Annotated in this window: 20 protein-coding genes; 3 read left to right on the top strand and 17 right to left on the bottom strand. The window is 43.7% G+C overall.

Going from position 1 to position 23,323, the window contains the following annotated elements; all coding sequences use genetic code 11:
* The first annotated feature begins 14 nt into the window (after nt 1–14).
* The gene (locus DUL71_RS16225) at nt 15–1,019 is read left to right on the top strand and encodes a basic secretory protein-like protein (protein WP_114939073.1); all 1,005 of its coding nucleotides are present in this window, start codon (nt 15–17) and stop codon (nt 1,017–1,019) included.
* A 175-nt stretch (nt 1,020–1,194) separates the two neighbouring features.
* On the opposite strand, the gene DUL71_RS16220 is transcribed toward DUL71_RS16225, so the two are convergent.
* From DUL71_RS16220 to DUL71_RS16155, 14 genes are all read right to left on the bottom strand, one after another.
* Nucleotides 1,195–2,541, bottom strand: coding sequence for an alkaline phosphatase family protein (locus DUL71_RS16220; protein ID WP_114939072.1), 1,347 nt, complete (start codon nt 2,539–2,541; stop codon nt 1,195–1,197).
* A 134-nt stretch (nt 2,542–2,675) separates the two neighbouring features.
* Nucleotides 2,676–4,214, bottom strand: coding sequence for a RagB/SusD family nutrient uptake outer membrane protein (locus DUL71_RS16215; protein WP_114939071.1), 1,539 nt, complete (start codon nt 4,212–4,214; stop codon nt 2,676–2,678).
* A 26-nt stretch (nt 4,215–4,240) separates the two neighbouring features.
* Nucleotides 4,241–7,591 (bottom strand): SusC/RagA family TonB-linked outer membrane protein, encoded by a 3,351-nt coding sequence (locus tag DUL71_RS16210; RefSeq protein ID WP_244228775.1) that lies wholly within the window; start codon nt 7,589–7,591, stop codon nt 4,241–4,243.
* 121 nt (nt 7,592–7,712) lie between these two features.
* On the bottom strand, nt 7,713–8,654 hold the full coding sequence (locus DUL71_RS16205) for a FecR family protein (protein WP_114939070.1): 942 nt from the start codon (nt 8,652–8,654) through the stop codon (nt 7,713–7,715).
* A gap of 73 nt (nt 8,655–8,727) precedes the next feature.
* On the bottom strand, nt 8,728–9,327 hold the full coding sequence (locus DUL71_RS16200) for an RNA polymerase sigma factor (RefSeq protein ID WP_114939069.1): 600 nt from the start codon (nt 9,325–9,327) through the stop codon (nt 8,728–8,730).
* Nucleotides 9,328–9,785: 458 nt separating this feature from the next.
* On the bottom strand, nt 9,786–10,388 hold the full coding sequence (locus tag DUL71_RS16195) for a DUF1684 domain-containing protein (protein WP_114939068.1): 603 nt from the start codon (nt 10,386–10,388) through the stop codon (nt 9,786–9,788).
* A 314-nt stretch (nt 10,389–10,702) separates the two neighbouring features.
* Complete coding sequence (locus DUL71_RS16190; RefSeq protein ID WP_208645571.1) at nt 10,703–11,104, bottom strand: nuclear transport factor 2 family protein; 402 nt, start codon at nt 11,102–11,104, stop codon at nt 10,703–10,705.
* 14 nt (nt 11,105–11,118) lie between these two features.
* On the bottom strand, nt 11,119–11,658 hold the full coding sequence (locus DUL71_RS16185; RefSeq protein WP_114939067.1) for a carboxymuconolactone decarboxylase family protein: 540 nt from the start codon (nt 11,656–11,658) through the stop codon (nt 11,119–11,121).
* Nucleotides 11,659–11,678: 20 nt separating this feature from the next.
* Nucleotides 11,679–12,251, bottom strand: a complete 573-nt coding sequence (locus tag DUL71_RS16180) for a DUF417 family protein (protein WP_114939066.1) — start codon at nt 12,249–12,251, stop codon at nt 11,679–11,681.
* Nucleotides 12,252–12,318: 67 nt separating this feature from the next.
* Nucleotides 12,319–13,176 carry a helix-turn-helix domain-containing protein gene (locus tag DUL71_RS16175; RefSeq protein WP_114939065.1) on the bottom strand — a complete coding sequence of 286 codons (858 nt, stop codon included), beginning with the start codon at nt 13,174–13,176 and terminating at the stop codon, nt 12,319–12,321.
* A gap of 200 nt (nt 13,177–13,376) precedes the next feature.
* The gene (locus tag DUL71_RS32190; protein WP_114939064.1) at nt 13,377–13,508 is read right to left on the bottom strand and encodes an SDR family oxidoreductase; all 132 of its coding nucleotides are present in this window, start codon (nt 13,506–13,508) and stop codon (nt 13,377–13,379) included.
* Nucleotides 13,509–13,569: 61 nt separating this feature from the next.
* Nucleotides 13,570–14,148, bottom strand: coding sequence for a sigma-70 family RNA polymerase sigma factor (locus DUL71_RS16165; protein ID WP_114939063.1), 579 nt, complete (start codon nt 14,146–14,148; stop codon nt 13,570–13,572).
* Nucleotides 14,149–14,271: 123 nt separating this feature from the next.
* Entirely contained in the window at nt 14,272–15,474 is a 1,203-nt protein-coding gene (locus DUL71_RS16160; RefSeq protein ID WP_114939062.1) for an aminotransferase class V-fold PLP-dependent enzyme, read from the bottom strand.
* 7 nt (nt 15,475–15,481) lie between these two features.
* The gene (locus tag DUL71_RS16155; protein WP_114939061.1) at nt 15,482–15,949 is read right to left on the bottom strand and encodes a GNAT family N-acetyltransferase; all 468 of its coding nucleotides are present in this window, start codon (nt 15,947–15,949) and stop codon (nt 15,482–15,484) included.
* A gap of 91 nt (nt 15,950–16,040) precedes the next feature.
* Here DUL71_RS16155 and DUL71_RS16150 point away from each other — a divergent pair, with 91 nt between their 5' ends.
* A complete protein-coding gene (locus DUL71_RS16150) occupies nt 16,041–17,483 on the top strand; it encodes an aminotransferase-like domain-containing protein (protein ID WP_114939060.1) in 1,443 nt (480 codons plus the stop codon).
* Between the two features lie 163 nt (nt 17,484–17,646).
* Here DUL71_RS16150 and DUL71_RS16145 read toward each other — a convergent pair whose 3' ends face one another.
* From DUL71_RS16145 to DUL71_RS16135, 3 genes are read right to left on the bottom strand one after another with little or no spacing between them, the layout of a single operon-like run.
* Complete coding sequence (locus tag DUL71_RS16145) at nt 17,647–18,069, bottom strand: DUF1801 domain-containing protein (RefSeq protein ID WP_114939059.1); 423 nt, start codon at nt 18,067–18,069, stop codon at nt 17,647–17,649.
* Between the two features lie 40 nt (nt 18,070–18,109).
* Nucleotides 18,110–18,850: a LytR/AlgR family response regulator transcription factor gene (locus DUL71_RS16140; RefSeq protein WP_114939058.1), complete on the bottom strand. Its 741-nt coding sequence runs from the start codon at nt 18,848–18,850 to the stop codon at nt 18,110–18,112.
* Nucleotides 18,847–19,980 (bottom strand): sensor histidine kinase, encoded by a 1,134-nt coding sequence (locus DUL71_RS16135; protein ID WP_114939057.1) that lies wholly within the window; start codon nt 19,978–19,980, stop codon nt 18,847–18,849. The genes DUL71_RS16140 and DUL71_RS16135 overlap by 4 nt, the downstream gene beginning before the upstream one ends.
* 430 nt (nt 19,981–20,410) lie before the next feature.
* Here DUL71_RS16135 and DUL71_RS16130 point away from each other — a divergent pair, with 430 nt between their 5' ends.
* The gene (locus DUL71_RS16130) at nt 20,411–22,876 is read left to right on the top strand and encodes a TonB-dependent receptor (protein ID WP_114939056.1); all 2,466 of its coding nucleotides are present in this window, start codon (nt 20,411–20,413) and stop codon (nt 22,874–22,876) included.
* Nucleotides 22,877–23,323: the final 447 nt, after the last annotated feature.

The following is a 23,323-nucleotide window of genomic DNA, read 5'->3' as shown; positions in this document are numbered from 1 at the left end:
TACAAAACTTAAAAATGATCAGGAAAAAACTATTATTCCTTGCTCTTTTATGCGCTGCAGGCACCTGCTTCGCGCAGGACAAGGAGAAAGAAAAAGACTTGCAAGAATATCATTTAAACCTGCCCGCTGATAGCAGTGTTTTAGATGCAAAATCGAAAGAAAAGCTTACAAAAGCTTTCTACAAAATTTACCCCGACTTTGCCCGGGCCAATAGCTATCACACCAAAAAGCATCTATCAGTTACTTTTTCCGATAGTCCTGCAATTACTGCCGGAGACGGAAAAATGGAGATCAGTACGGCTGTAGTTAAAGATCTATCTGAAAAGAAATTGGAGAAAGCTATGGAAGCAGCGCTGGCAAAAAACTGGGTGTCGGCAGATACCATTAAAAAGAAAGGTTTTCAGTTGGTTTTCATCAACAAAAATCAACACATTGATCCGGCTGTACAGCAAAGTCTCATCGATACTTATTTTGAGATTTTTCCGGTATTGATCAAAACCTTCAATAAAAAAACAACCAAAAGCGTGGTGTTTGTAACCGATACTGCTTATGGTGGCGTAGCAGAGGCCAGTGGCAACCGCATCCTTTTCAGCACCAAATACCTTAAAGCCCATCCAACCGATATTGACGTGGTAACACATGAAACCATGCACCTTGTACAGGGCTACGGTTACAGCGCCGGGCCGGTTTGGTTAACGGAAGGTATTGCCGATTACGTAAGGTATAAGTATGGCGTTGATAACGTGGGGTCAAAATGGTATTTACCTGCTTTTAACAGCAAGCAAAGTTATACCAACAGTTACCGCATCACCGCCCGCTTTTTTGTTTGGCTCGAAAAAAATGTTAAACCGGGCTTAATTGCGGATCTGGATGTACTGTTGCGTGCCCATCAATACAATGATCAATCATGGGTAACCTTAACCGGGAAAAACCTTGACACGCTTTGGGAAGCTTACAGCCAAAACCCTGCTGTGGAGTTAACTTACAGCGATAAAGCGAAACTTAAAAAGGGAGCGTAGTAAAAGCGGAAATCAAATCCCTCCACCACACCATCATTGCGAGGCACGAAGCAATCCCCGATTGGCAGAGCGGTTATGCAAATCCCCTGTACAGTTCGCGATTGCTTCGTGCCTCGCAATGACGGGGTGGTGAGGATTGCTTCGTACCTTACAGCAATGACGTTGTAATTGGTATCTATTTTTTCACCTGTTTCAATATCCCCGGGTAAAGTACCCCATCAATATCTGTAAGCTGCAGATCAAGCAAAGAAGCAACCATTGGGGCTATATCTTCCAGTCCCATCTGGTGAATGATCTTTTGATTATTGATGCCTGCGCCAAAAGCTAAAAATCCGGTTTCTATTTCTTTAAAATCGGGGAAGTGGCCGTGAGTACCACCGCTGCCGCTGCGTAATGAGTTCCCATCCGTAGCATTGTTAAATGATACCCCCGGAATAGCTGCTAATGCAAGCGATACTTGCGGATCGGCACCTAATTCATCCAATTGTTTGCGTTCAATTATTCTGAAAAGTTTTCTTTGAGGTGCAGGAGCTTGCTCAAGAAGCGTTCGCACCTGTTTCAGCACTTTTTGGTCGTTGTTTTTTACGTACAGAAAAGTTGTTCCGCCCTGTTGAAAAAACTGGGCTTTCCAGTCGCCGTTTTGCAGGTTTTTGCCAACCAGCCCGGCGCCTGCCAGCCACACGTTAGGGGCAAGCTGTGTGTGGATGTTCACGAAACCATGATCGCCCACGATAAGGAAAGCGGTACTATCTTTAATGCCCGCGCGTTCGGTAGCTTCAATAATGCTGCCTATGTTACGGTCGATATTAGCAACGGCTTTGCGAACGGTTGGCCCCATACGTCCTTCTGCATGGGCATAATGGTCAACGCAAACCAGGTGAACGGTTATTAAATTAGGTTTATGTTTTTCGATAAGATACGAGGCCATGCGCGCCAGGTTATCATCGGTACTTAAGTGGCCATCCAGATCACGGTTGTACAATTTGCCGGTGGCGTTTTGTTCCAGTTCTTCAAACAAGCCCGCCGGTGTAGCATACTTACGAAACGGGCTTAGCGGATCGGGGAGTTTAGTATCACGCGCCGCATCGGGCATGTTATAATCAACAGGAGCATGTACAGATACCGGCCAAAGTACCGAAGCTGTTGTCAACCCTTTTTTATGAGCGGCTTCCCAGAGTGTTTCGGTTTTTATACGGCGGGCATCGGTATAGCCTAATTCACCTATCTGATCGGCGGTTTCAAAAGGCGTATTGTAAAACACGCCGTGTTTTGCCGGATATTTGCCGGTAATAATGGTGGTATGCGATGGGTAAGTAACGGTTGGCATATCGCCGCGTACACCATCGGCATAAACACCATTGGCAGCAATTTCCATTAGGTTAATAGCGCCCCAGCTTGGGTCTTTATAAAACTCGGGCCTGAAGCCGTCAATGCTGATCATGACCACGTATTTAGGCTTTTGCGCCCACACGGTGCACGTACCTGCCAAAATAAAAAGCAGGGTTTTAAAAAATATCTTCATAAATGATTTTCTAAGAGAATAATAATTGTAGATACGCATAATTGCGTCTCCCGCTTTGTCAGGTTTTTAGCTGCTTGATTTGCATACGGGAGACGCAATTATGCATCTCTACATGGAATTGAAATGATTATTGATTAATAACCAGGGTTTTGCACCATCTTTCCCGGGTTAAGATCAACCTCGGGTTGCGGTATCGGGAACAGTAATTTATTGGCGGTTACGGTATAAGCATCTGGCGAAAGGTATGAAACCTGTTGCTTTAATTTAGCGCCAAACGCGTTCATCACCTCAATAGCTTTACCTGAGCGGGTAAGGTCATGCCAGCGGTGGTTTTCAAAGGCTAACTCAACCCGGCGTTCGTGTAAAATTACATCACAAAGAGAAGCCTGATCGGTAGCGGTTGTAGCGGCTAAACCTGCGCGAGCGCGTACAGTGTTTAATTCGGTTAAAGGTGATTTGCCTTGTTCGTTTTTAGCTTCGGCCAACAACAGCAAAGCATCGGCATAACGGTATATCGGGAAATTATCATTTGAGCCGGTGTTGAAATTTAGGCCATGTTCATACTTTTTAATGTATGGTACTCCAATTTTACCGGCGGCAGGCACATAACCAATCACACTTTTTTTAGCCGAGTAAACAAACAGGTCGCTGGCGTTATAAGCGCCCTCAACAATGCCGATAGAGGCGTCAAGGCGTTTATCGCCCGGTTCGTAGGCGTTAATCAAATCCTGGGTTGGGGTGTTCCAACCGCCGGTGCTGCTGTTATTCACAGCCGTAACTGTGATAATGGATGTATTGGTGCTGCGCGGCAAAAAGTAAAACGAAATCACGTTAGGTGTTGAAGTTGCATCGAGACCTTCTAAGTACTGGATCTCAAACAACGATTCCTTGCTGTTTTTGTTGGTAGGTACAAACGCGTTTGCATAGTCGGCGTTAAGACCGTAACCCATACCGGCAAGTGTGGTAAGCAGGGTTTCGGCATCGGCCCATTTCTTTTGGGTTGTGTAAACATCTGCCAGCAACATCGTAGCAGAGCCTTTTGTGGCCTCACCCGTTTGCGGGAATTTGGCAGGCGCAGCAAGTTCGCTGATAGCATCTTTGGCATCAGCTATGATCTGGTTATAAACCTCGTCGGCAGTTGAACGGCCTAAAAACGCGTCGTCGGCTTTTTTAACTTCCTTCAAAAATAACGGCACACCTCCATAAAGCCTTACCAGTTTAAAGTAATACCAGGCACGTAAAAACTTAGCTTGACCATCGATAGGAGCTTTTGTAGCTGCATCAATAGTAGTTGAAGCCGCTAACCTTTCAATAACGATGTTAGTGCGCGATATGCCGGTATAGCAGTGCTGCCAAACGGCATTCGCGTAATCGTTGGTTGAAGTATTGGTAAAGTCGGATATATTTTCGCGATAGATATACGCGGTGCCCCGGTTACTTGGGTAGGGCTGATAGATGGTATTGTCCGACCGCATTTCGGAGGTGAAATAGTCATTCACCAAAACATCGCGCAGCGGAGCGTAAGCAGCTATTACGGCTTGTTTAAACTGATCGGCGGTGATGTAAAAGTTGGCCCCGGTATAGGAATCCTCGGGATTAAGATCGATATAATTTTTTTTACAGGCAGTTGCTGTAACGGCAAGCAAGGCAATCAGGATATATATCTTTTTCATGTTGATTTTAATTTATGGGGATCAAACTATTTGAATGTTGCCGAAAGGCCTAACGAGAATGTTCTTGGTATAGGGTAAGCGTTTTCGTCAACACCTATGCCCAGTGTAGGGTCAAGACCGGCAAAGTTTATCTCTGGGTTCATACCGCTGTAACCTGTAATAACAAAGGCCTGCTGTACCGAACCGTAAACCCTGATATTCCTGATCATCGACTTCTCTGGCATGTTGATACGATAGCCAAGGGAAATGTTTTTGGCAGTTAGGTATGATCCGTTTTCTACCCATTGCGAGTTAACCTGGCGGCCCATAGCGGTAGTGCCGGTTTTTGTACGCGGATAAATGCCTGAGCCCGGATCTTCAGGAGAGCGCCAGCGATCTGCAGCGGCAGCCAGCATCACCCTCGAACCATCAAGATTGGTTTGATAAGCCCATTTGGCAGCATTCAGGATCTGTCCGCCAACCGAAAAGGCCATACTGATATTCAGATCAAAGTTTTTGTAGCTGAAGTTGTTGGTGATGCCACCTGTAAACGTAGGGGTAGGATCGCCAATGAAGGTACGGTCGTTAACATCGTCAATAACACCATCGCCATTAATGTCTTTAACTTTGATAGTGCCCACATCAGATGCTTTACCATATTGGGCAGAATTTGCCAGGTCGTTAGCATCTTTATACAATCCCAGGAAAACAAAACCATAGAATTCGCCCAAATGATGACCTTCCTGCTGACGGAAATAATCGGACGAAACGGTATTGTTGCGACGAATATATCCTGGACTAACCAGATCTTTAATTATATTCCTGTCGAACGAAATATTAAAGCTGGTGTTCCATTTAAATTTGCCGGTAAGGTTAGTTAAGTTTACCGAAAACTCGTGCCCCCATAGCTCGAGCACGCCAACGTTATCTAATATGCTGGTAAAACCGGATGCCTTAGGGATAGGGCGTTGCATGATCAAACCATCGGAGATCTTGTGGTAATAATCGTAGGTAATGTTAAGCCTGTTATTAAATAGGGACAGGTCAAAACCAATATCAAATTGTTTGTTGCGCTCCCATCTTAACTCATCGTTTTGCAGGCGGTTGATGGTTTGCCCGGCAGCTAAGGCTCCGGCAAAAGCGTAATAGTATTTAGCGGTTGTTGCAAGCGCGTCGTAATTGCCAAAAAAGTTGTTACCGGTAACACCATAGCTGGCGCGTAGTTTTAAAAGATCAATGAACGTAAACCTGTTCATGAACTTTTCGTCGCTGATAACCCAGCCGGCTGATACCGATGGGAATGAACCATATTTTTGATTTTCACCAAAGCGGGAAGAGCCATCGCGGCGTACTGCGCCCTGCAACAGGTATTTGCCCTTGTAGTTATAGTTTACACGTGCAATGCCCGATAGCAAGGAGTATGCACTGTAACCGCCGCCAAAAGCCGAAATGCTTGTTGCCGCCGAAATATAAGGGATATCATCACTTGGGAAGCCTAAACCGGTAATTGAGTTATTGGTGCCGCTATATTTTTGTGCCGAATAACCTGCTAATACCTCCAGATTATGATCGCCAAAACTTTTGTGGTAATCTAAATTGGTTTCGGCGGTGTATGAACCGTTATCTGCATAGCTGCTTAAGCCTGTGGCCTGGCCAATGTTTGAAGCCACTACACCCGACTGGAAATACTGGCGCGACTCGCTGCCTTTATCAACAGCCACATTGGTTTTCAGGCTCAGGCCTTTTAAAAACTCATAGTTTAAATAGGCGTTGGCCAGTATGCGGGTAGTTTTATAATCATCGTTAGTAAGCTTAAACTGGGCCAGCGGATTAATGTATGCCACCATGCCCGGCGAGTAGGTATCGCGGTTATAGGTGCCATCGGCATTATAAGGTGATTTCAGCGGGCTGGCTTCAAAGATCCTTTCAAAAAGACCACCAACACCGTCGGTTGTTAAACGGTTGTTATGATCCAGACGATAGCTGGGCGCTACGCTGAAGCCTATTTTTAGCTTGTTGTTTGATAAAGTAAGGTCCTGGTTAATACGTAACGAAAACAGTTTGGTGCCTGTATTGATCAAAACACCCTGCTGTTCCTGGTAACCGGCGATAACCGTAGATGTTGATTTTTCGCGCGCGGTTTGGATAGTCAGGTCATAGTTTTGAATAGGCGCCGTGCGGGTTAACAGTTTAAACCAATCGGTACCTTTGCCGTACTGATTGGGATCCAGGTAATCGGCTGGGGTAGCAGTAGTGAAGCCCGGTTCATATTTGCGCGAATCGGCAAATTTTTCGTTCATGTATTGGGCAAAGCCATGAGCATCCATCATTTTAGGTACCCTGTTGCCGGGGATTTTCTGGATGCCATAGCTTGAGTTAAACTCAATTTTTGATTCGCCGGGTTTGGCGTGTTTGGTGGTAATAAGCACTACGCCGTTTGCCGCGCGCGAACCATATAGCGCCGTAGCCGATGCATCCTTTAAAATACTGTAGCTCTCAATTTCGGACGGGTTGATGTTATTGATACTGCCTGTAACCGGGATCCCGTCGATAACAAATAACGGCTGGTTGCTGGCATAAAACGATGCCGCGCCACGGATACGGAATTCGACACCCCGACCCGGTTGCCCACTGCTTTGCGCTATTTGTACACCGGCAGCTTTGCCCTGCAATTGCTGTGCGAATTGCATCACCGGCATATCCTGCAACTGGCTTGCATCAACCTGGCTAATGGAGCCTGAAATTTCGCGGGCGCGCTGCTTACCGTAACTCACCACTACTTCTTTAAGCATACTGCCGCCGGTCATGCTCAGGTTTAAAACCGAGGTTTGGTTGCCGGTTATGGTCACATTTTTTGATTCGAGCTTGTTATAGCCTATAAAAGTTACTTCAATGGTATAAGTGCCCTCTGGAATAGCGATGTTGTACATACCCAGTGAGTTACTGATATCTCCAAGGTTAGTGCCTGCTACCCTTACTGTCGCGCCGGGCAGGGCTTCGCCATGATCATCAGTTATTTTACCGGTTAATTTTCCCGAGGCTTGTTTAAACAGGGTGATGTTGCCTGCCTGTTCTTTAAACCCGATACCCTGGTTTTTAAAAATTACGGTTAAAATATCCTGCAACGGCTGATTGGTAAATTTTACCGGACTGGTATATTTATCATTAAGCTTAAGGTAGTCCTCGTCATAGGCAAAGGATACATTGGTTTTTTTCTCCAGTTTTTTGATTGCCGATGACAGGTCTTCCTTTCCGAAAGAGATATCAACGGGCGTACCCAGGGCCTGTGCCTTAAGCTCCCCGGCCTGCACGGATACCAGGCCTATAGTAACTGATATTGAAATTAGTAAAAATGTAATGCGCATAAACTGCCTCCATAACTGTGTATAGAAATTCATATTTTTGATGGCTTTGTAATGAGTGAAAATGTTGCTTAGCATTAGCAGGTAAGGGAGGGAAACCCTGTGCCCGCTTAAATTAATTAAGGCCGGCGCCGCTGTAACGGAGCCGGTTTTTTTGTTAATAGAGGGTTACCTCATGGCCCTCCTTTCTGAAATGCGTATTATGTAACTGGCTGATGGCTTTCAGCGTTTCATCAGGCGGTATATTTTGCTTTATGCGGATGGTAAAGCGATAACCTTTTGCCCGCGTGTTACCTGCATGAAGATTAATATTAAACAGGTTTTTATAAACAAGCGCCAACTCGTCAAAACCTGCCTGGTTAAGGCTGGTGTTGCCGTCTTTCCAGCTCTGGCTGTTTTCAATGTTAACCTGCTCATTACTGTAGGTATCTTTAGCAGGTAAATAAGTTAATTGCTGTCCCGGCGTTAATACTGATAGGGTTTTATCTCCACGGCTTACCGAAACCTTGCCCGTGGCTACTGCCACCTTGATAAACGGCATTTGTTTGTAGGCACTGATGTTAAAGGATGTACCCAACACTTGCACTTTTAAAACAGTGGCATTTACGCGGAAGGGTTTGGTTTCGTCATGCTTCACTTTAAAAAAAGCTTCACCCTCGTCAAGATATACCTGACGTAGTGTATCGTTGAAAGAAGCTGGTACCCGGATGCGGCTTGCTGCATTTACCCAGATCACCGAGCTATCGGGCAGCGTAATCTGCCTTACTTCGCCCGCATGGGTTTGAATGGTGGTAAATGTTTGGTTTTGCGGCTGTTTATTACGGATAACAAAATATGCAGCTAACGATAAACCGGATACAAGCAATACACTTGCTGCTATGCGGTAGACATACCACGAACGGTTGCGTTGCTGAGCTATGGCCGCTTTAATGCCCGCATGGATATTGTTTTTTATCCGTTCGCTTTCTTCCTGAGGTAATTGCTGGTTGCTTTCGTTTTGGTATGATTTATACCAGGCCTCAACAATAGCGTTTTCGGTTTCGTTGGCAGTACCTTTAAGGTAACGGCGTAACTGTTTTCTGAATTTATATATATCCATTCGCAGGTGTTTTCAGCTTATAGTCGCTAAAAAGGCCCGGAGGTACTTTTAATTCCAGTTAAGTTTATATTAATTATTTGTGAAGTAGTGCCGCTAAAACAGCTATATAGGTAACATGCTTTTCGGGATGTTTTTCGATGATGGTCTGCCTTAATCGCCTTAAAACTTCTGAAATATAGTTTTTTACGGTTTGCTCGGCGAGACCGAGCTGACCTGCTATTGCTTTTACAGATAGGTTTTCACTGCGCAACTGATAAACTTTTTGCAGCATTTCGGGCATGCTGTTAACGGCGTGTTCCAGGGTTCTTTCAAGTTCGAGGTAGTCGGTATGGCTTTCTATCGAATCTTCCAGATAGGTGACGCGTCTCAGGGCATCCTGCATCCGGATATCATTTGTTTTTTGGGAACGGAAATGTCCCATTACACTTAATCGTACGGCACTCAGTAAATAGTATTCAAGCGATAGCTGTACTTCCAGTACTTTACGCCGCTGCCATAATTTGATGAAAATCTCCTGTACTATATCCTGCGCAATGGCATCATCATTAAGCCGGGCATTTGCCGCCTGGTACAATTTTTCCCAATAGCGTTCAAACAACAAGTCGAAGGCAAGGCTATTGTCTTCTTTAATTTGCAGTAATAACGTTTTATCGGGCGAACTTTCCGTGAGCATTTCCGGCCAAAGTTATGCCGCCAATGTTAACTTAATTTTAAATCGGTTATCAGAAAACGATTTAGGAATGTTTTAGGCCTGTTATTAATAGAATAGTTTTTGAAAAAATAAACTGAATTGATCTATTCCTTTTTATTGTAGCATAGGCATCACGCTAATATGCGCCGTAGGCGCTACCTGTTTGTAGAAAAACATAACCGCCGTTTTTGCGCCGTAAGCGATGCTTATAATCAATGCGGAGCGGGTAGCCTCTACGAGGCAAAAAAATTATTATTATGGGGTACTACAAACTGGTATCCCCTACGGGGAATTAGCATAGGATAAAGTTGTATAAACGCATTATCTGATAAGAGCGGCCGCTTTAAAACCGGCCTAAAGACTTTACGAAGGAGAAGATGTTTCTATTTAATTCCGATATGATTGACTATCATGTCAATAGCAAAAAAGAAAAATTGCCATTAATGCCCCTTCCCAAAACTCTTCTCTCCAGCCTCGATTGCGAGGTCAATCTTATTTTCGTCGGGTGGTTTAGGGCATGAATAGCCGCTTGCAAACGCGCAATAAGGATTATAGGCCTTGTTGAAGTCGATGACTATTGAGCCGTTTTTAATGTCGCGTGTAGTGAGATCAATGTAGCGGCCACCGCCATAGGTTGTTGTACCATTGGTAGCATCGGTGAAGGGCAAAAACAGGTAATTGCTGAATGCCGGATTTTGCGAAAGCGCTATACTTTTGTAAATGGTTAACTGTATGGGTTTACCTTTCAGGGTGAAGGAAAGTAAAGCGTAACGTACATATTGTTTAGCTGTACCATCAAATGCCGGTATTATAAAGGGCGATTGATTAGTTAGTAGCTCCGCTTTGGCGGTAACCTGGTAGGTACTATCGGCATCATAAAATCTTAAATATTGCAGATCTTCCTGTTTCAGCGGCGAACGCGGATCTTTCAAAAAATCATCTTTATAATTTTGTCTGAAAGAGGCGACCTGTTCTTTGTGGCTTTGCGCGAAACTGCGCTGACCGGCGAAGAAGATAAGTAAAACGATGCTCAAATATTTCATATATACCGCAGGGATTTGGCTCAAAGTTAACTCAGAAACTTTATAAAAAATAGGAAATATTCATTGCTGTTGGTTTTAACCAACGGTTAGGAAGCTGAAATGTCCCGGCTTTAGCCCAATTATGCAAGCGGTTTTGGGCTGAAGCCCCCTTGTCACTATTCATTATTCAGTTGGTTAAAACCAACGGCAATGAAGGTTATTTTATCTGTAAATAATAACCATCAAGTTTAATAGCTTATTAGAACTGTTATAAAAAAAATCGCCACTACCTCGTTTCCCGATAATGACGATTTTCTTGTTGTATGTTAAACGGGTTAAATCACCCCTTCAATAAAAAACTTGTTGATGCCTTCCACATCGCTCAAATGAGTGGTTATCCGGCTGATCTTTTCATCAGTAATATCACAAACTATGGCTACGTATTCATCCAGGATCAGATCGCCGCGGCTGGCGGTGTTATGGAGCGACAACGCCACGCTGTCCAATCCGTACAAAATATGGTTAAGCTGAACCATTACCCCAAAATCACGTAATTGATTGGCTCGTTTTATTACAGCATCGGCACCAACTGCCGGCCCAGATAATAAGCTTGTTCCAGGCAGTGTCCAGGTAACATCATTGGTAAGGGCTGAGCGCATGAGTTCCCAATCGCGATTCTTTAAGCCGGTCAAAAACTTATTGGCCAATTGCTCTTTTACTTCTTCGGTAGTTTTCATGTGGTTGGAATGTTTTAGTTAATAGGATCGGCGGCAGGAAAATCTACAGGGATTTCGGTGTTGGCGAATACATAGTTAGTATAAACGCGTATGGTAATAAAGGCGATGAGATCCATTAAAGCAGCTTCGTCAAAGCCTGCAGCATAGAAGTCATTTAGTGAGGTTTCATCGGCTTTACCTTTATTTTCAACAATTGACTTGGCTAAGCCAACAATGGCGTTCAACTTGTCATCATCGGTATGGCCTCTTCTGATATCAAGGGTTTGCTCCTTAGTGAAACCGCGTTTTATGGCTAACATGCTATGTCCGGCTAAACAGTAGGCGCAGCCATTTATTTCGGATACAATAAGAGCAATAGCTTCTCTTTCTTTAGGGGTAAATACGCTTTTACCCATGTCATCTTCCATATCCATGAACATTTTAAGAGCAGGAGCAGAGTAGCCCATGGTGGCGTATAAATTAGGCACTTTGCCAACACGTTTTGTGAAAGTATCAAACATAACCTGCGATTCGGCACTTACCTGGTCGCGGGTGGGAACATTTATAGTTTTCATGATTATATTATGGTTTAAGATTATTTACCTGTTGTTTTACGTTTAAGATAAAGCTGGGCGGTTTCGCTCATGGTGACGATAGCGCCACCAAGGATCACGATGTCTTTGATTACCAAACGGCCGCGGCCTGACAGGTAAGGGAAGCCCCATTGATTATCGGTTAAGTGTGGTACCCAGCTTTCGGGCGTAGTGATCAGGAAAGATAATGTACCCAGGGTCATGATAAATACCAGGATGCTGGCAATCATACTTGGTATTGGTACAACTTTATAAAGGGCAACTAAAATACCCAGGGCCACCAGGAAAATTCCCAATCCAACGGAAAAACCGTAAGTGTTATTTTCAGTATGCCATTGGTGATTGGCTGCAATCAGTTCACCTTCTTTGTTTACGTGTTTTTTGTATTCGGCTGGGTGATTATAGAAGAATGACATCACCGGGCTGTTAGCCACAAAGGGTACTACACCATCGGCCTCATAAGTGAAAAATTTAAGACCGCCTATCCAAAGGAATACGACTACGATGCCGAAACGAACGGCTTTTTTACCAAGCTGATCAAGGTTTGCTATGGTATTTATTATTGAAGTTTTCATGTTGTTGTTTTTTGATGAAGCAAAATTACAACGCCACGTACTCCCCCAACATGGACAAAAAAGGGTTTTACTTGTACAAATCCGCTACGATGGAAATTCCTGTTTTATCGCGGAATGTTTGCGGCGATACTTTGGTGAATTTTTTAAATACCCGGCTGAAGTAGAATTCGTCCTGAAATTTAAGGTTATAGGCAATTTCTTTAATGCTTTGCCGAGTGAGGTGAAGCTGTTTTTTGGCTTCGAGGATGAGCCGCTCCTGTATAAGCTGGGATGGTGACTTATGGAAGTATTTGGTACAGCGTCTGGTTAAGGTATCAGACGATATGGCCAGTAATGACGCGTAATCTGATGGTTTATGCAGATCAAGAAAATGCTGATTGAGCAGTGTACGGAATTTCTCCATCAGCTCATCTTTCTGAGGCTTATCCTGATCGGTATTGATGGCGTTTATTTTGATACTGCTGGCTTTGGCCAAAAAAAGCTGAAGGTATGCCCTCAATACAATTTCAGACGGTTGCGGCTGCATAAATTCGTCGTCCATCTGCATAAGCAGCAGCTCAAAAACTTTTACATCCTGCGGGGTAAGCGCAACAATAGGATCAAGATAAATGTTATTAAATAACAGTCCGTTGCAGGCTACTTCCTCCCTGTGGTACTCAATACAGTAAAAATCGCTGTGGAACTGCAATAAATTGCTTTTTACAGCGTGGCATTCATCTACATAAATGATCTGAAGCGGAGTTGAAAATAGCAACACCGGGCCGGTAAAAGGAAAAGCACCAAAATCAGCATGGAAAATACCTGAACCTTCAGGAACCAGGTAAACGGTATATTCTGAAAACTGGGCAGGTGTACATAAAATATCTTCCTGTGGTTCTTTCAGCCCAAGTAAAAACTCTCCTGATTTATCGCGGATTTCCTTCAAAACGCACGTGGTTTAGGCCGCTAATATAGCTAACCGGCGGCCTGTTTGGCAACGTTAATTACGCGATCGGGAAAAAGATTTTAAAATAAAGGATTCGAAATCAACTGCGTTTTAACAGAGGCGCCCACACTTACCGGTTAATACGGTGAGTGTGGGCGCTTATTAACTCTAATTAAAATATGCTTAGTTCCTACCCGTCATTACGCCACCGTCAACATTGTAAAGCGCGCTGGTGAGGCACCTTGTTGTAATAATTGTTTGGTGGTTTCTTTACCTATACCGCTACTGCCGCCTACTATGAGGGCTGTTTTGCCTTTAAATTGCTGTTCCATAAAAAGGAATTTTTAAAAATTTGCTCCCTATGACCGGCAACTTTCAAAAAGATGCAAAAAATCAGGAAATATTTTTGAGCCGTTGTTTTTCGGCCTGCAGCTCCTTGCATTGCGGCTTAATATCAAAGCTTATCATCTCGCCGTTCTCGTCAAAGGCAACAGCACAGCATTCTAAAAAACGTTCCTTCAGTTTTATCCGTGCCCTCTGAATCCGTGATTTGGTATTTGGCAGGCTGAGCCTAAGTTTATCGGCAATTGTTTTTTGATCTATGCCGTCCAGATCATACATCGCTAACGGAATGGCATAATCTTCGGGCAATAGTTGTAGCAGGGCCTTGATATACGCTGATGCTTCGCCAATTAACGAATCATCGTTTTCCATATCGATAAGGTCAAACTGCAATGGTTGCGATTTCCCGGTTGATTTATAATGATCAACAATGGTGTTGCTTGTGATCTTATATAACCAGGCCTTTAAATGAAGAACCGTTTTTCCTTTTGAACAATATTGATAACTTTTCAGAAGCACGTCCTGCAGCAGGTCTTTGGCTTCCTGCTCGTCAGGCACACGTTTTAATATAAATCCGTATAATGACGACTTATACTGCTCCCAAACTTCGAATATGTTACAGTCCTGCATCTGTCTGTTTTTAAGTATTGCAAAGTAAGATCAAAAGAAAATATTAATAAAGTTTTTTTAAGCCGTTGTTGGTGACAACGCCAACAACAGCTTAAAAATCTTTAAGTGGTAACAATTGCTGAATTAAACAACTTTGCCAATCATCCCTTTCAGCGCCTCACACAAAACCGCTATCTCTTCTTCAGTATTATAGTAATGCACGGATGCCCTTACAATATTATTCAAATGGTTTTTATTCATGTAGATAAGCGTTGATACAGCCTTACCAACTGATACATTGATATGTCGCTCTGCCAGTTTGTTTTTTACTGTTGCGGCGTCCGAGCCATCTACAGAGAAAGTGACAATGCCGCATAACTGATCGCCGAAGTCATGAACTGTTAGGCCGTTGACTTCTTTCAGCTTTTCGCGCAATAACCCTGCTAAGTATTGTACCCGCTGCCAGGTACGCTCAACACCAAGATTAAGCGCGTATTCAACAGCTTTTCCGAGGCCCAGCGTGAGGGCACGGTTTTTCTCATAAACTTCGAAACGACGTGCATCATCACGTGGTTTAAAATCGGTTTCGGTTACCCATTGCGTGGTAAAGCCATCCATAAAAAACAGTTTTAATTTATCCTGCACCACTTTACGTACATATAAAAAGCCGGTACCCCTCGGCGCACGCAGATACTTCCTACCGGTTACCGCCAGCATATCGCAGCCTATTTCCTCTACATCCAATGGTACATGGCCAACGCTCTGGCAGGCATCAAGCAGGTAGAGGATATTATGCCTGCGGGCTATTTCGCCTATTTCCACAATGGGTATCATTCCCCCGGCTGTGGATGGGATATGCGTTACCGCAATCAGCTTTGTTTTAGGGCCGATGGCTTCCTCAAAAGCTTTAAGCGGGAAATTACCATGCTCGTCATTAGGGATCACTTTAAACTCGACCCCCAGTGTTTTTTGCGCATGAAGTAAACCAATCAGGTTGGTTACATACTCCATTTCGCAGGTAATGATCTCATCGCCGGGTTTAAAATCAATCCCGTTAAATGCCAGCCACCAGCCAATACTGGCGTTTTCAACAATGGCAATCTCATCCTTGCGGGCGTTAATAAGTTTAGCTATCAGGTTGTACGTGTTCTCGAGCTCTTCGCGGTAAGTGTATTCGGTTTCATAGCCCCCATTTTGCGCTTCTTCGTACAGGTAATCTATCACCGTATCAACCACTGCATTGGGCGGCAGGGATGAACCTGCATTGTTAAAATGGATAGTTTTCTCGGTCCCCCGGGTTTCGGTCCTTAACTGGTGTATTTCCTGTTCGGTTAGTATATCTTTCATTGAGCTATTAGTTGTTAATAAAATTTATTTCCATCATAATATCGGCACGTTTGTAGGTGCCCGGTTCAACCGGTATTTCGGTAAAACCCAATTTGCGGTAAATGTGGATGGCATTTTCCAATACCCTGCTCGAAAACAATATCAGTTTTTTTACGCCAAGTTCCCTGGCTTTATCAATCCCCGTTTTACATAAAAACTGACCTGCACCCGCGCCGCGATAATCTTTATCAACGGCCATTTTAGTGAGCTCATAAACGCCATCTTCAATATATCGCAGGGCTACGGTTCCAATAATTTTTTGGTTTGAAGTAACAAAGTAAATGCTTCCGCCTGTTTTGATGATAGCCTCATCCGGATTTTCCAAAACCCATTTATCAAAAGGCTCAACGGTAAAATACTCTTCAAGCCATGCCTTATTAAATTTTTCAAAGTAGGGGGCATGTTGGGGCTGATAATTGATAACCTGTAGTTCCATGTGCTTAATTATTTGATCGATACAAAATAAAAGTATCCGGCAATAGAAAAACAGATGCAGTTTTTTTAATTTTGAGCATAACAGATTTGCTATGGAAAGTCCGGTAATCAGTACAGATAATGATTTTTTGTATGCGCAGATAGCTGCCCGTATAGAAAAACAGATCAAACAAAACCTGCTCAAGCCGGGAGATAAGCTGCCATCGGTAAGGATGCTGAGCCAAGAACAGGGTATTAGCCTGAGCACGGCGTATAAGGCTTACGTAGAGCTGGAAAATATGGGATTGATAGAAGCCCGTACCAAATCGGGTTATTATGTAAAATATCTACCGGCCCGTTTTACCAGCGTGCCGGAAACCAAGCCCCCGGTTAGTAAAGCGGAGCAGGTTAGCGTTGCCGAAATGATTGCCATGGTTTACCGCAACATGTCCGAAGACAGCGTTATACAGTTGTCCCGCTCGTCCCCACCTCTGAGTTTGATTCCGATGGCTAAGCTCAGTAAATCCATGCTCGAGTCTATTCGTAACAGTCCCACCGGAAATATTACTTATGAAAACCCACAGGGTAACATGGCTTTGCGCAAGCAGGTTGCAAAAAATGCCTTTAACTGGGGCGGCAACATTACCGAAGATGATGTAATTACCACGCAAGGTTGTCTGGAAGCACTGATATTTTGCCTGAGGGCGCTTACCAAACCGGGCGACACCATCGCTATTGAAAGCCCTACCTATTTCGGGATTTTCAATGTGATGCTGAGCCTCGATTTGAAAGTATTGGAGATTCCTGTAAAACCGGATACCGGCCTCGACCTGGAATACCTGGAGCGGGCAATGGAAGAAGTGCCTGTAAAGGTATGCCTGTTTGTTACCAATTTCAGCAACCCCATAGGTGTTTGCATGTCCGATGAACGCAAGCAACAACTGGTTCGCCTGCTGGCCAAAAAACAAGTTCCCTTAATTGAGGACGATATTTATGGCGAGATCTATTTTGGCAAAAGCCGGCCGCGAACCTGCAAAAGCTATGATACCGAAGGCCTGGTGATCCTGTGCTCATCAGTTTCCAAGTCCATAGCGCCGGGTTACCGTGTGGGTTGGTGTATACCCGGACGGTTTAAAGAGCAGGTGCTGAATATCAAAATGATGCATAGTATAGCCTCCGCTACCCCCACGCAGGCAGCTATCGGTCATTTTTTTGAAACCGGACGGTATGACCTGCACATGCGGCACCTACGTAAAGCGCTATACACCCAATGCCTGAGGTATACGCAGGCTATAGCGACACACTTTCCGGCGGGTACAAAAATAAGCAGGCCCCAGGGCGGTTATGCCCTTTGGATTGAGCTGGATAAAAAGGTTAACGCCTTTGAACTTTATCAGGCGGCTATGGAGCATAACATCAGTATAGCTCCCGGCCAGATCTTTAGTGTAGACGGGCGTTTTAACAATTTTATCCGCATTAGCTTTGGTTTAGCTTTTGATGATGTGGTTGAGGAGAGTTTTAAGGTATTAGGAAAATTGGTAAAGCAACTTTCTTAAAAGCTGCTTAAAAATGAAGGGTATTCATTGCCGTTGGTTTTAACCAACGGAATAAAAGCTGAAAAAAGTTCTGGCTTTAGCCTAATTATGCAAGCGGATTTGGGCTGAAGCCCCCTTTTGCTACTCATTATTCCGTTGGTTAAAACCAACGGTAATGATTTTTTTACTTACAGTGCGTTGTTTCGGCGTGCTTAAACGATTCGCTAAGCAATTGCGTTAGCACAGCGGCATCAACATCGGTTAACTTAATAATATGTGTACAACCGCCGCTTTGTTTATGCTTACCTAACTTTTGCAGTAGTTGTTCTTTACTCTCAAAGCTTGGAAGGTAAAGGGTAAGCGAACTCTTACGTGGTGAAAACGCGATGAGTGGCGCGTCACCTTCGCGGCCACTTTCATATTTGTAATGATAGCTACCAAAACCCACAATAGCCGGGCCCCACATTTTTGCTTTTTGTCCGCTGGCTTCCTCCATCAGTTTGGCAAGCTTAAAGCTGTCGGCGCGTTTAGTTTCATCCGCTATGGTGTTAATGAAATCGGCAACACTGCTTTCGTTTTCGGTGGTTTTATTGGTGTTTTTGGCCATGGCTTTACGCGGATAAAGGTTTAAAACTGATATAAATATATCATGAAAATTTTATTTTATCCCACAGTTTATTGGTAACAACCTGCTGTATCACCTGCTCGCGGTAATTGCGGCTTATGGGCACACGATGCTGGCCGATAAAAATATCGTTCCCTTCAATACCATCAATTTTACTGGTAGATACAATGTATGATTTATGCACGCGGATAAATAATTTACTATCCAGGTTTTGCTCCAGGCTTTTAAGGTTTAACAGCGTAACGTATTTGGCTTTAGTGGTAAAAATGGTCACATAGTTCTGCATGCCCTCAACATACAGGATCTCATCAAAATAGATCTTTTCATACTTGTTGCCGCATTTGATAAAAAAATATCCCTCATCAGTTTCTGTTTTCGGCGCGCCGGGCTGGGCCGAATTACAAAGCAGCCGGTGGTAATCTTTAGCCTTATTGGCCGATTTGAAAAAGCGATCGAACGTGATGGGTTTCAGCAGGTAGTCAAGCACATTGAGCTGGAAACCTTCCAGCGCGTAACTTGGGTAGGCCGTGGTGATGATTACCATGGGTGGTTTTTGCATGATCTTTAAAAAATCAATCCCGTTCATTTTGGGCATCTGGATATCCAGGAATATCAGGTCAATGGCTTCACGGTCGAGCAGTTTGATGAGTTCAAGCGGGTTTTCGCAGGTGCCTGTTAAGTTCAAGAAATCTACCTCGCGTACATAGCTGGCCAATCCTTCCCGGGCCAAAGGTTCATCGTCAATTATTACACAATTCATCATAATGAAGCCATTTGAAGGGTTGTGGCCGATTGTTCCAGTTCGGCCAAAGTCAATTGCAGGTGTACCTCAAAGCGGTTACCCGTATTTTGAATCTCCAGTTTATGAAGATCGGGGTAGATCAGATCAAGTCTGCGTTTTACATTTTTCAGACCGATGCCACCGTAGTCTAATACTTCGGTACCCGGCTCATTGGAGGTACTGTTGGCGACTGAAAAGTCAAGCTGATTATTGGTTAACCCGAGTTTAATTCCGATCCAGTTAGGTTGTCCTGCATCTTTTGATACATGTTTAAAAGCGTTTTCTACAAAGGTCATGAGTATGAAAGGGGCTATACCTAAATGCCCGGGCATGGGTTCATCGGCCTCAAAAGTGACATGCACGTTGTTGTTTTGGCGAAGCTTTTCCAGTTCGATAAAATTTTCGAGGTAGGTGAGCTCTTTTCCCAGGGGGATTTGATGATCGTTACATTCGTAAAGCTGATATCGTAACAACTCCGAAAATTTGGCAAGGGAAGCAGACGCCATTCCCGGATTTTTATGGATCAGGAAAAATATAGAGTTGATACTGTTGAACAGGAAATGCGGGTTAAACTGATACTTGAGGAATTTGAGTTCGGTTTCCAGTTTCTCTTTTTCGAGTAATTGCTGGCGATGCTGGGTTTGCAGCCAGTTTTTAGTAAGCTTGATGCTCATGCCTAAGGTCATGCTGGCGATGGTTGAAGGGAATGAAGTATTATAGAAATACATGAAGTTATCCGGATCAACCCCGAACATTGTTTTAACCGAACAGCCCGCGAAGAATGCGCTCAAATAATAACCGCCATTAATAAGTGACGACGCGCAAATTGCCGTTAACGAAAGGTATATAACATATTTTGTAAGACTGCCCTTTTTCATATACCTGGGCATCAGGTAGTACAGATTAAAATAAACCGCAAATGCCTGTAAAACCACGTAAGCCAGCATCTTAACGCTATAAGCAGAAAAAAACATGGATTTGGCAGCAGCCACAGGATTAGCCACCGCTATAGTGAACCAGAAATAATGGTACACACACCAAAACGGGATGTGGTACAGCTTGTATTTAAACAACCAGTTCTGGTTTAAAGTATCTACGGATAATCTGGTCATATCAAATATGATATAGTTAGGTAACAAGTTAAAAACGGATGTCATGTTGAGCCTGTCGAAGCATGGTGGGATGGGCCTCTGCGCGCATCCTTCGACAAGCTCAGGATGACAGTCCCGCCGCACCACGATGGAATATTAAAATCCTTTCATTATTGCTCATCATGACAGATTTTTCAACTTCATACCTAAAGATACGGCAATAGCACTGATTTATACATGGTTATTGTATCAAGCGGGGTAAATAATTGATCAAATGCAAGCTTTGGGGTATAACCAGCTAAAAAGGTAATATAGTTTAGGTTTTAAGCTTGTTGGGTTGCTTTTTCAGTATCTCGTCAATTATCCCCGGCTACTCATCACTGAAGTTTTTTAAAGATTAATAACCGGTTTTTATTTGTTGGTATAACCGCTAAAAAGGTTGTGGAAACTTATGAAAACTTTAAGTATCAGTCTGTTATTTATTTGCCTTTTACAAGTGGTGAAAGCGCAGGTATCTGGCCGGGTAACTACAGTCAACGGTCAGCCTTTAGCATATGCAACTGTATCGCTCATTAAAACGGTAGATTCTTCATCAGTTAAAAGTATGCTTACCACCGAGCAGGGTAGTTATAATATTGCCGATGTATCTGCCGGGAATTACCGCCTTAAGCTTAGTAATATAGGTTATCAAACCTGGTTTTCGTCACCTTTCGCTATCAGCGGAAGCAAAGAGGTAAAATACCTTGCGGTTATAGTAATGAAGGAGGATACCCGCCAACTGGGCGAAGTGGTGATCCGCTCCCGCAAGCCGCTATACCAGCAACGCAGCGACGGATTGGTGGTAAACGTTGAAAACAGTGTGCTTACCAAAGGTAGTACAGCTTTGCAGGTATTGGAGCGCTCGCCGGGAGTAGCTATCGATCACAGGGATAACGGAATCTCCCTGAATGGTAAAAGCGGTGCTACAGTTATGATTAACGGAAAGCTGGTGCGGATGCCGCTTGCACAGGTCATGAATCTGCTTAACGGTACCAGTGCCGATAATATTGAAAAGATAGAGTTGCTGAGCACCCCGCCTGCTGGTTATGATGCCGAGGGAAGCGCCGGGATCATTAACGTTGTGATGAAGAAAAATAAAAAGCAGGGAACTAACGGTTCATATTCTTTAACCGGTGGCTATGGCATGGGCGAAAAAGGTACAGCCAGCATCAACCTCAATCACAATACGCAAAATGTTAGCCTATACGGCTCCTATACTTTTCAGCACGACAGGACTTATACCGATCTGTTTATCACGGGTAGTCAAAATATGCCCTTCCTTGGCGGTGATGCCGAAGTGGAGTTTTACACTAAAACCAAACGGGTAAGTAATAACCATAATGCCAATTTGGGGGCCGATATTAAGCTGGACAGTAAAACTACCCTAAGCGGCAATGTGAGCTATAACAATATCCATTCCCCAACTTATACCTATAGCAATGCAGGTTACAATGTCCTTCCGGATTCTTTGATCAGGTATATTGGGCATGTTAACGGTAGGGATGGTATTGATAACCTCATAAGTTCACTTAGTATGGAGCGGGTACTGAAGGAAGGGGGGAAGATTAGTGTGGAGGGTGATTATATCCATTACAACAGCGATGGTCCAACGGTAGTTAATACTTCCTTTATCAACAAACATGGCGAGCAGGTATATGCCGATAACAGCGTAAGCGCTCAACAACAGCGCGGATTTGCCAATACCACTATCAACGTAGGCGTATTCAAGGCTGATTACGCCAACCAGTTATCATCATTGTTAAAACTGGAAACAGGCATCAAGGGAACGCATACAGGTAGTTCAAGTTCCTCAGGTATCGAAAGCTTTAACAATGGCGTTTGGGAGCGTAACATGCAAACCGCTGCTAATATTTATATGAAGGAGGATATCGGCGCGGCTTACCTTTCCCTTAACTGGCAGCTGGCTAAAGGCACAAGTCTGAATACCGGGGCACGATATGAATACTCGTATACCAATATGGACAACCCGCAAACCGGCAGCAACATCGTAAACCGCAAATTAGGAAAACTGTTCCCGACGGTACTTTTTACTGCTAAGCTGGGCGACCGCTCGGAGTTGCAGTTATCCTATACCAAAAGGATAGCAAGGCCATCATATGACGACCTGGCCTCGTACTTTGCCTACAGTGATCCAACCGCGGTGTACACCGGTAACCCTTTTTTGAAACCAACTATCACCAATAATATAAAACTGGGATATAACTACGACGATTATAGTTTCTCATTGCTTTACAGCCGGGATGATAATGCCATCGCCCGTTATCAGCTTAGCGAAAGTGCTGACCACGATATTTTATTTATCTCGCCTCAAAACTTGTCACGCCAAAACTTTCTGAGCTTCCAGGTAAATGCCCCGTTTAAGGTGGGCAACTGGTGGGAAATGACCTATAGTTTTGTGGGGGGATTAAGGCAGTTTAAGGAAAATTATACTTTAAACGCTTTGAGCAAATCATACTTCGGCTATTCCTTTAATTTTAACCAGCTGTTTAAGTTGCCAGACAGTTTTTCGGCGGAAGTATCAGGGCAATATAATTCCCTCTCATATAATGGTACAACCCGGGTTGATGGTTTCGGGGTGATCAACGCGGGGATCAAAAAGGAGTTGAAAAACAATGGTGGCAGTCTGCAATTGGCGGTAGCCGATGTGTTAAGTGCATCGCAGATCCATGTAAGGTATGGCACACTCACCCGCGAAGCTTTTGATATAAAAAGCCATGTGATTGTCAATACCGAAACCAGGCGTTTCCCGGTGATTAAGCTTACTTATACAAAGTCGTTCGGTGGCGCCGGATCGGCAAATCGTAATAAACAGGAAAATGGTATGAAAGAAGAGCGTGACCGGCTTAAGAATAACTAAAAGGTTTTTGCAATGGTAAAAAAGCAATATCGTTAATTTTTACTAAGGTCGCGACGCGGCCTTTTTCTTTTTATAGTGCTTAAAAATGGTGCAGGTTTATTTGATTAAATCGACCCGGAAAGTTTATCTAAATACCTGTAATTCACTTTGAAATGGAGTATTGTGAAAGATAATATTATCCATCTTTTTATGTGTTTTATCCATTTTAAATTTTGCGACACACTTATAGATTTACAAAACCAATTAGTTAAATCAAACGCAAAAAATTATGAAAAGAAGTGCTACTCCCTTAATGCGGCGAAACTGTCGTTGCTACAATTAAAATTCACGGAGCCTGGATAAGTCTGGCAAGTCATCGAGCCATTTTGCTCAAATGATATTATTAGCCATTATTTAATTTTTCCTTTTGGTGTGGTCGCTTAGCCATTTAACCCCTGGTTAAGTCTG

Source organism: Mucilaginibacter endophyticus, from assembly GCF_003351025.1.
Taxonomy (GTDB): domain Bacteria; phylum Bacteroidota; class Bacteroidia; order Sphingobacteriales; family Sphingobacteriaceae; genus Mucilaginibacter; species Mucilaginibacter endophyticus.
The sequence above is the reverse complement of the archived record's forward strand: the minus strand, read 5'-3'. Positions and strand labels throughout refer to the sequence as shown.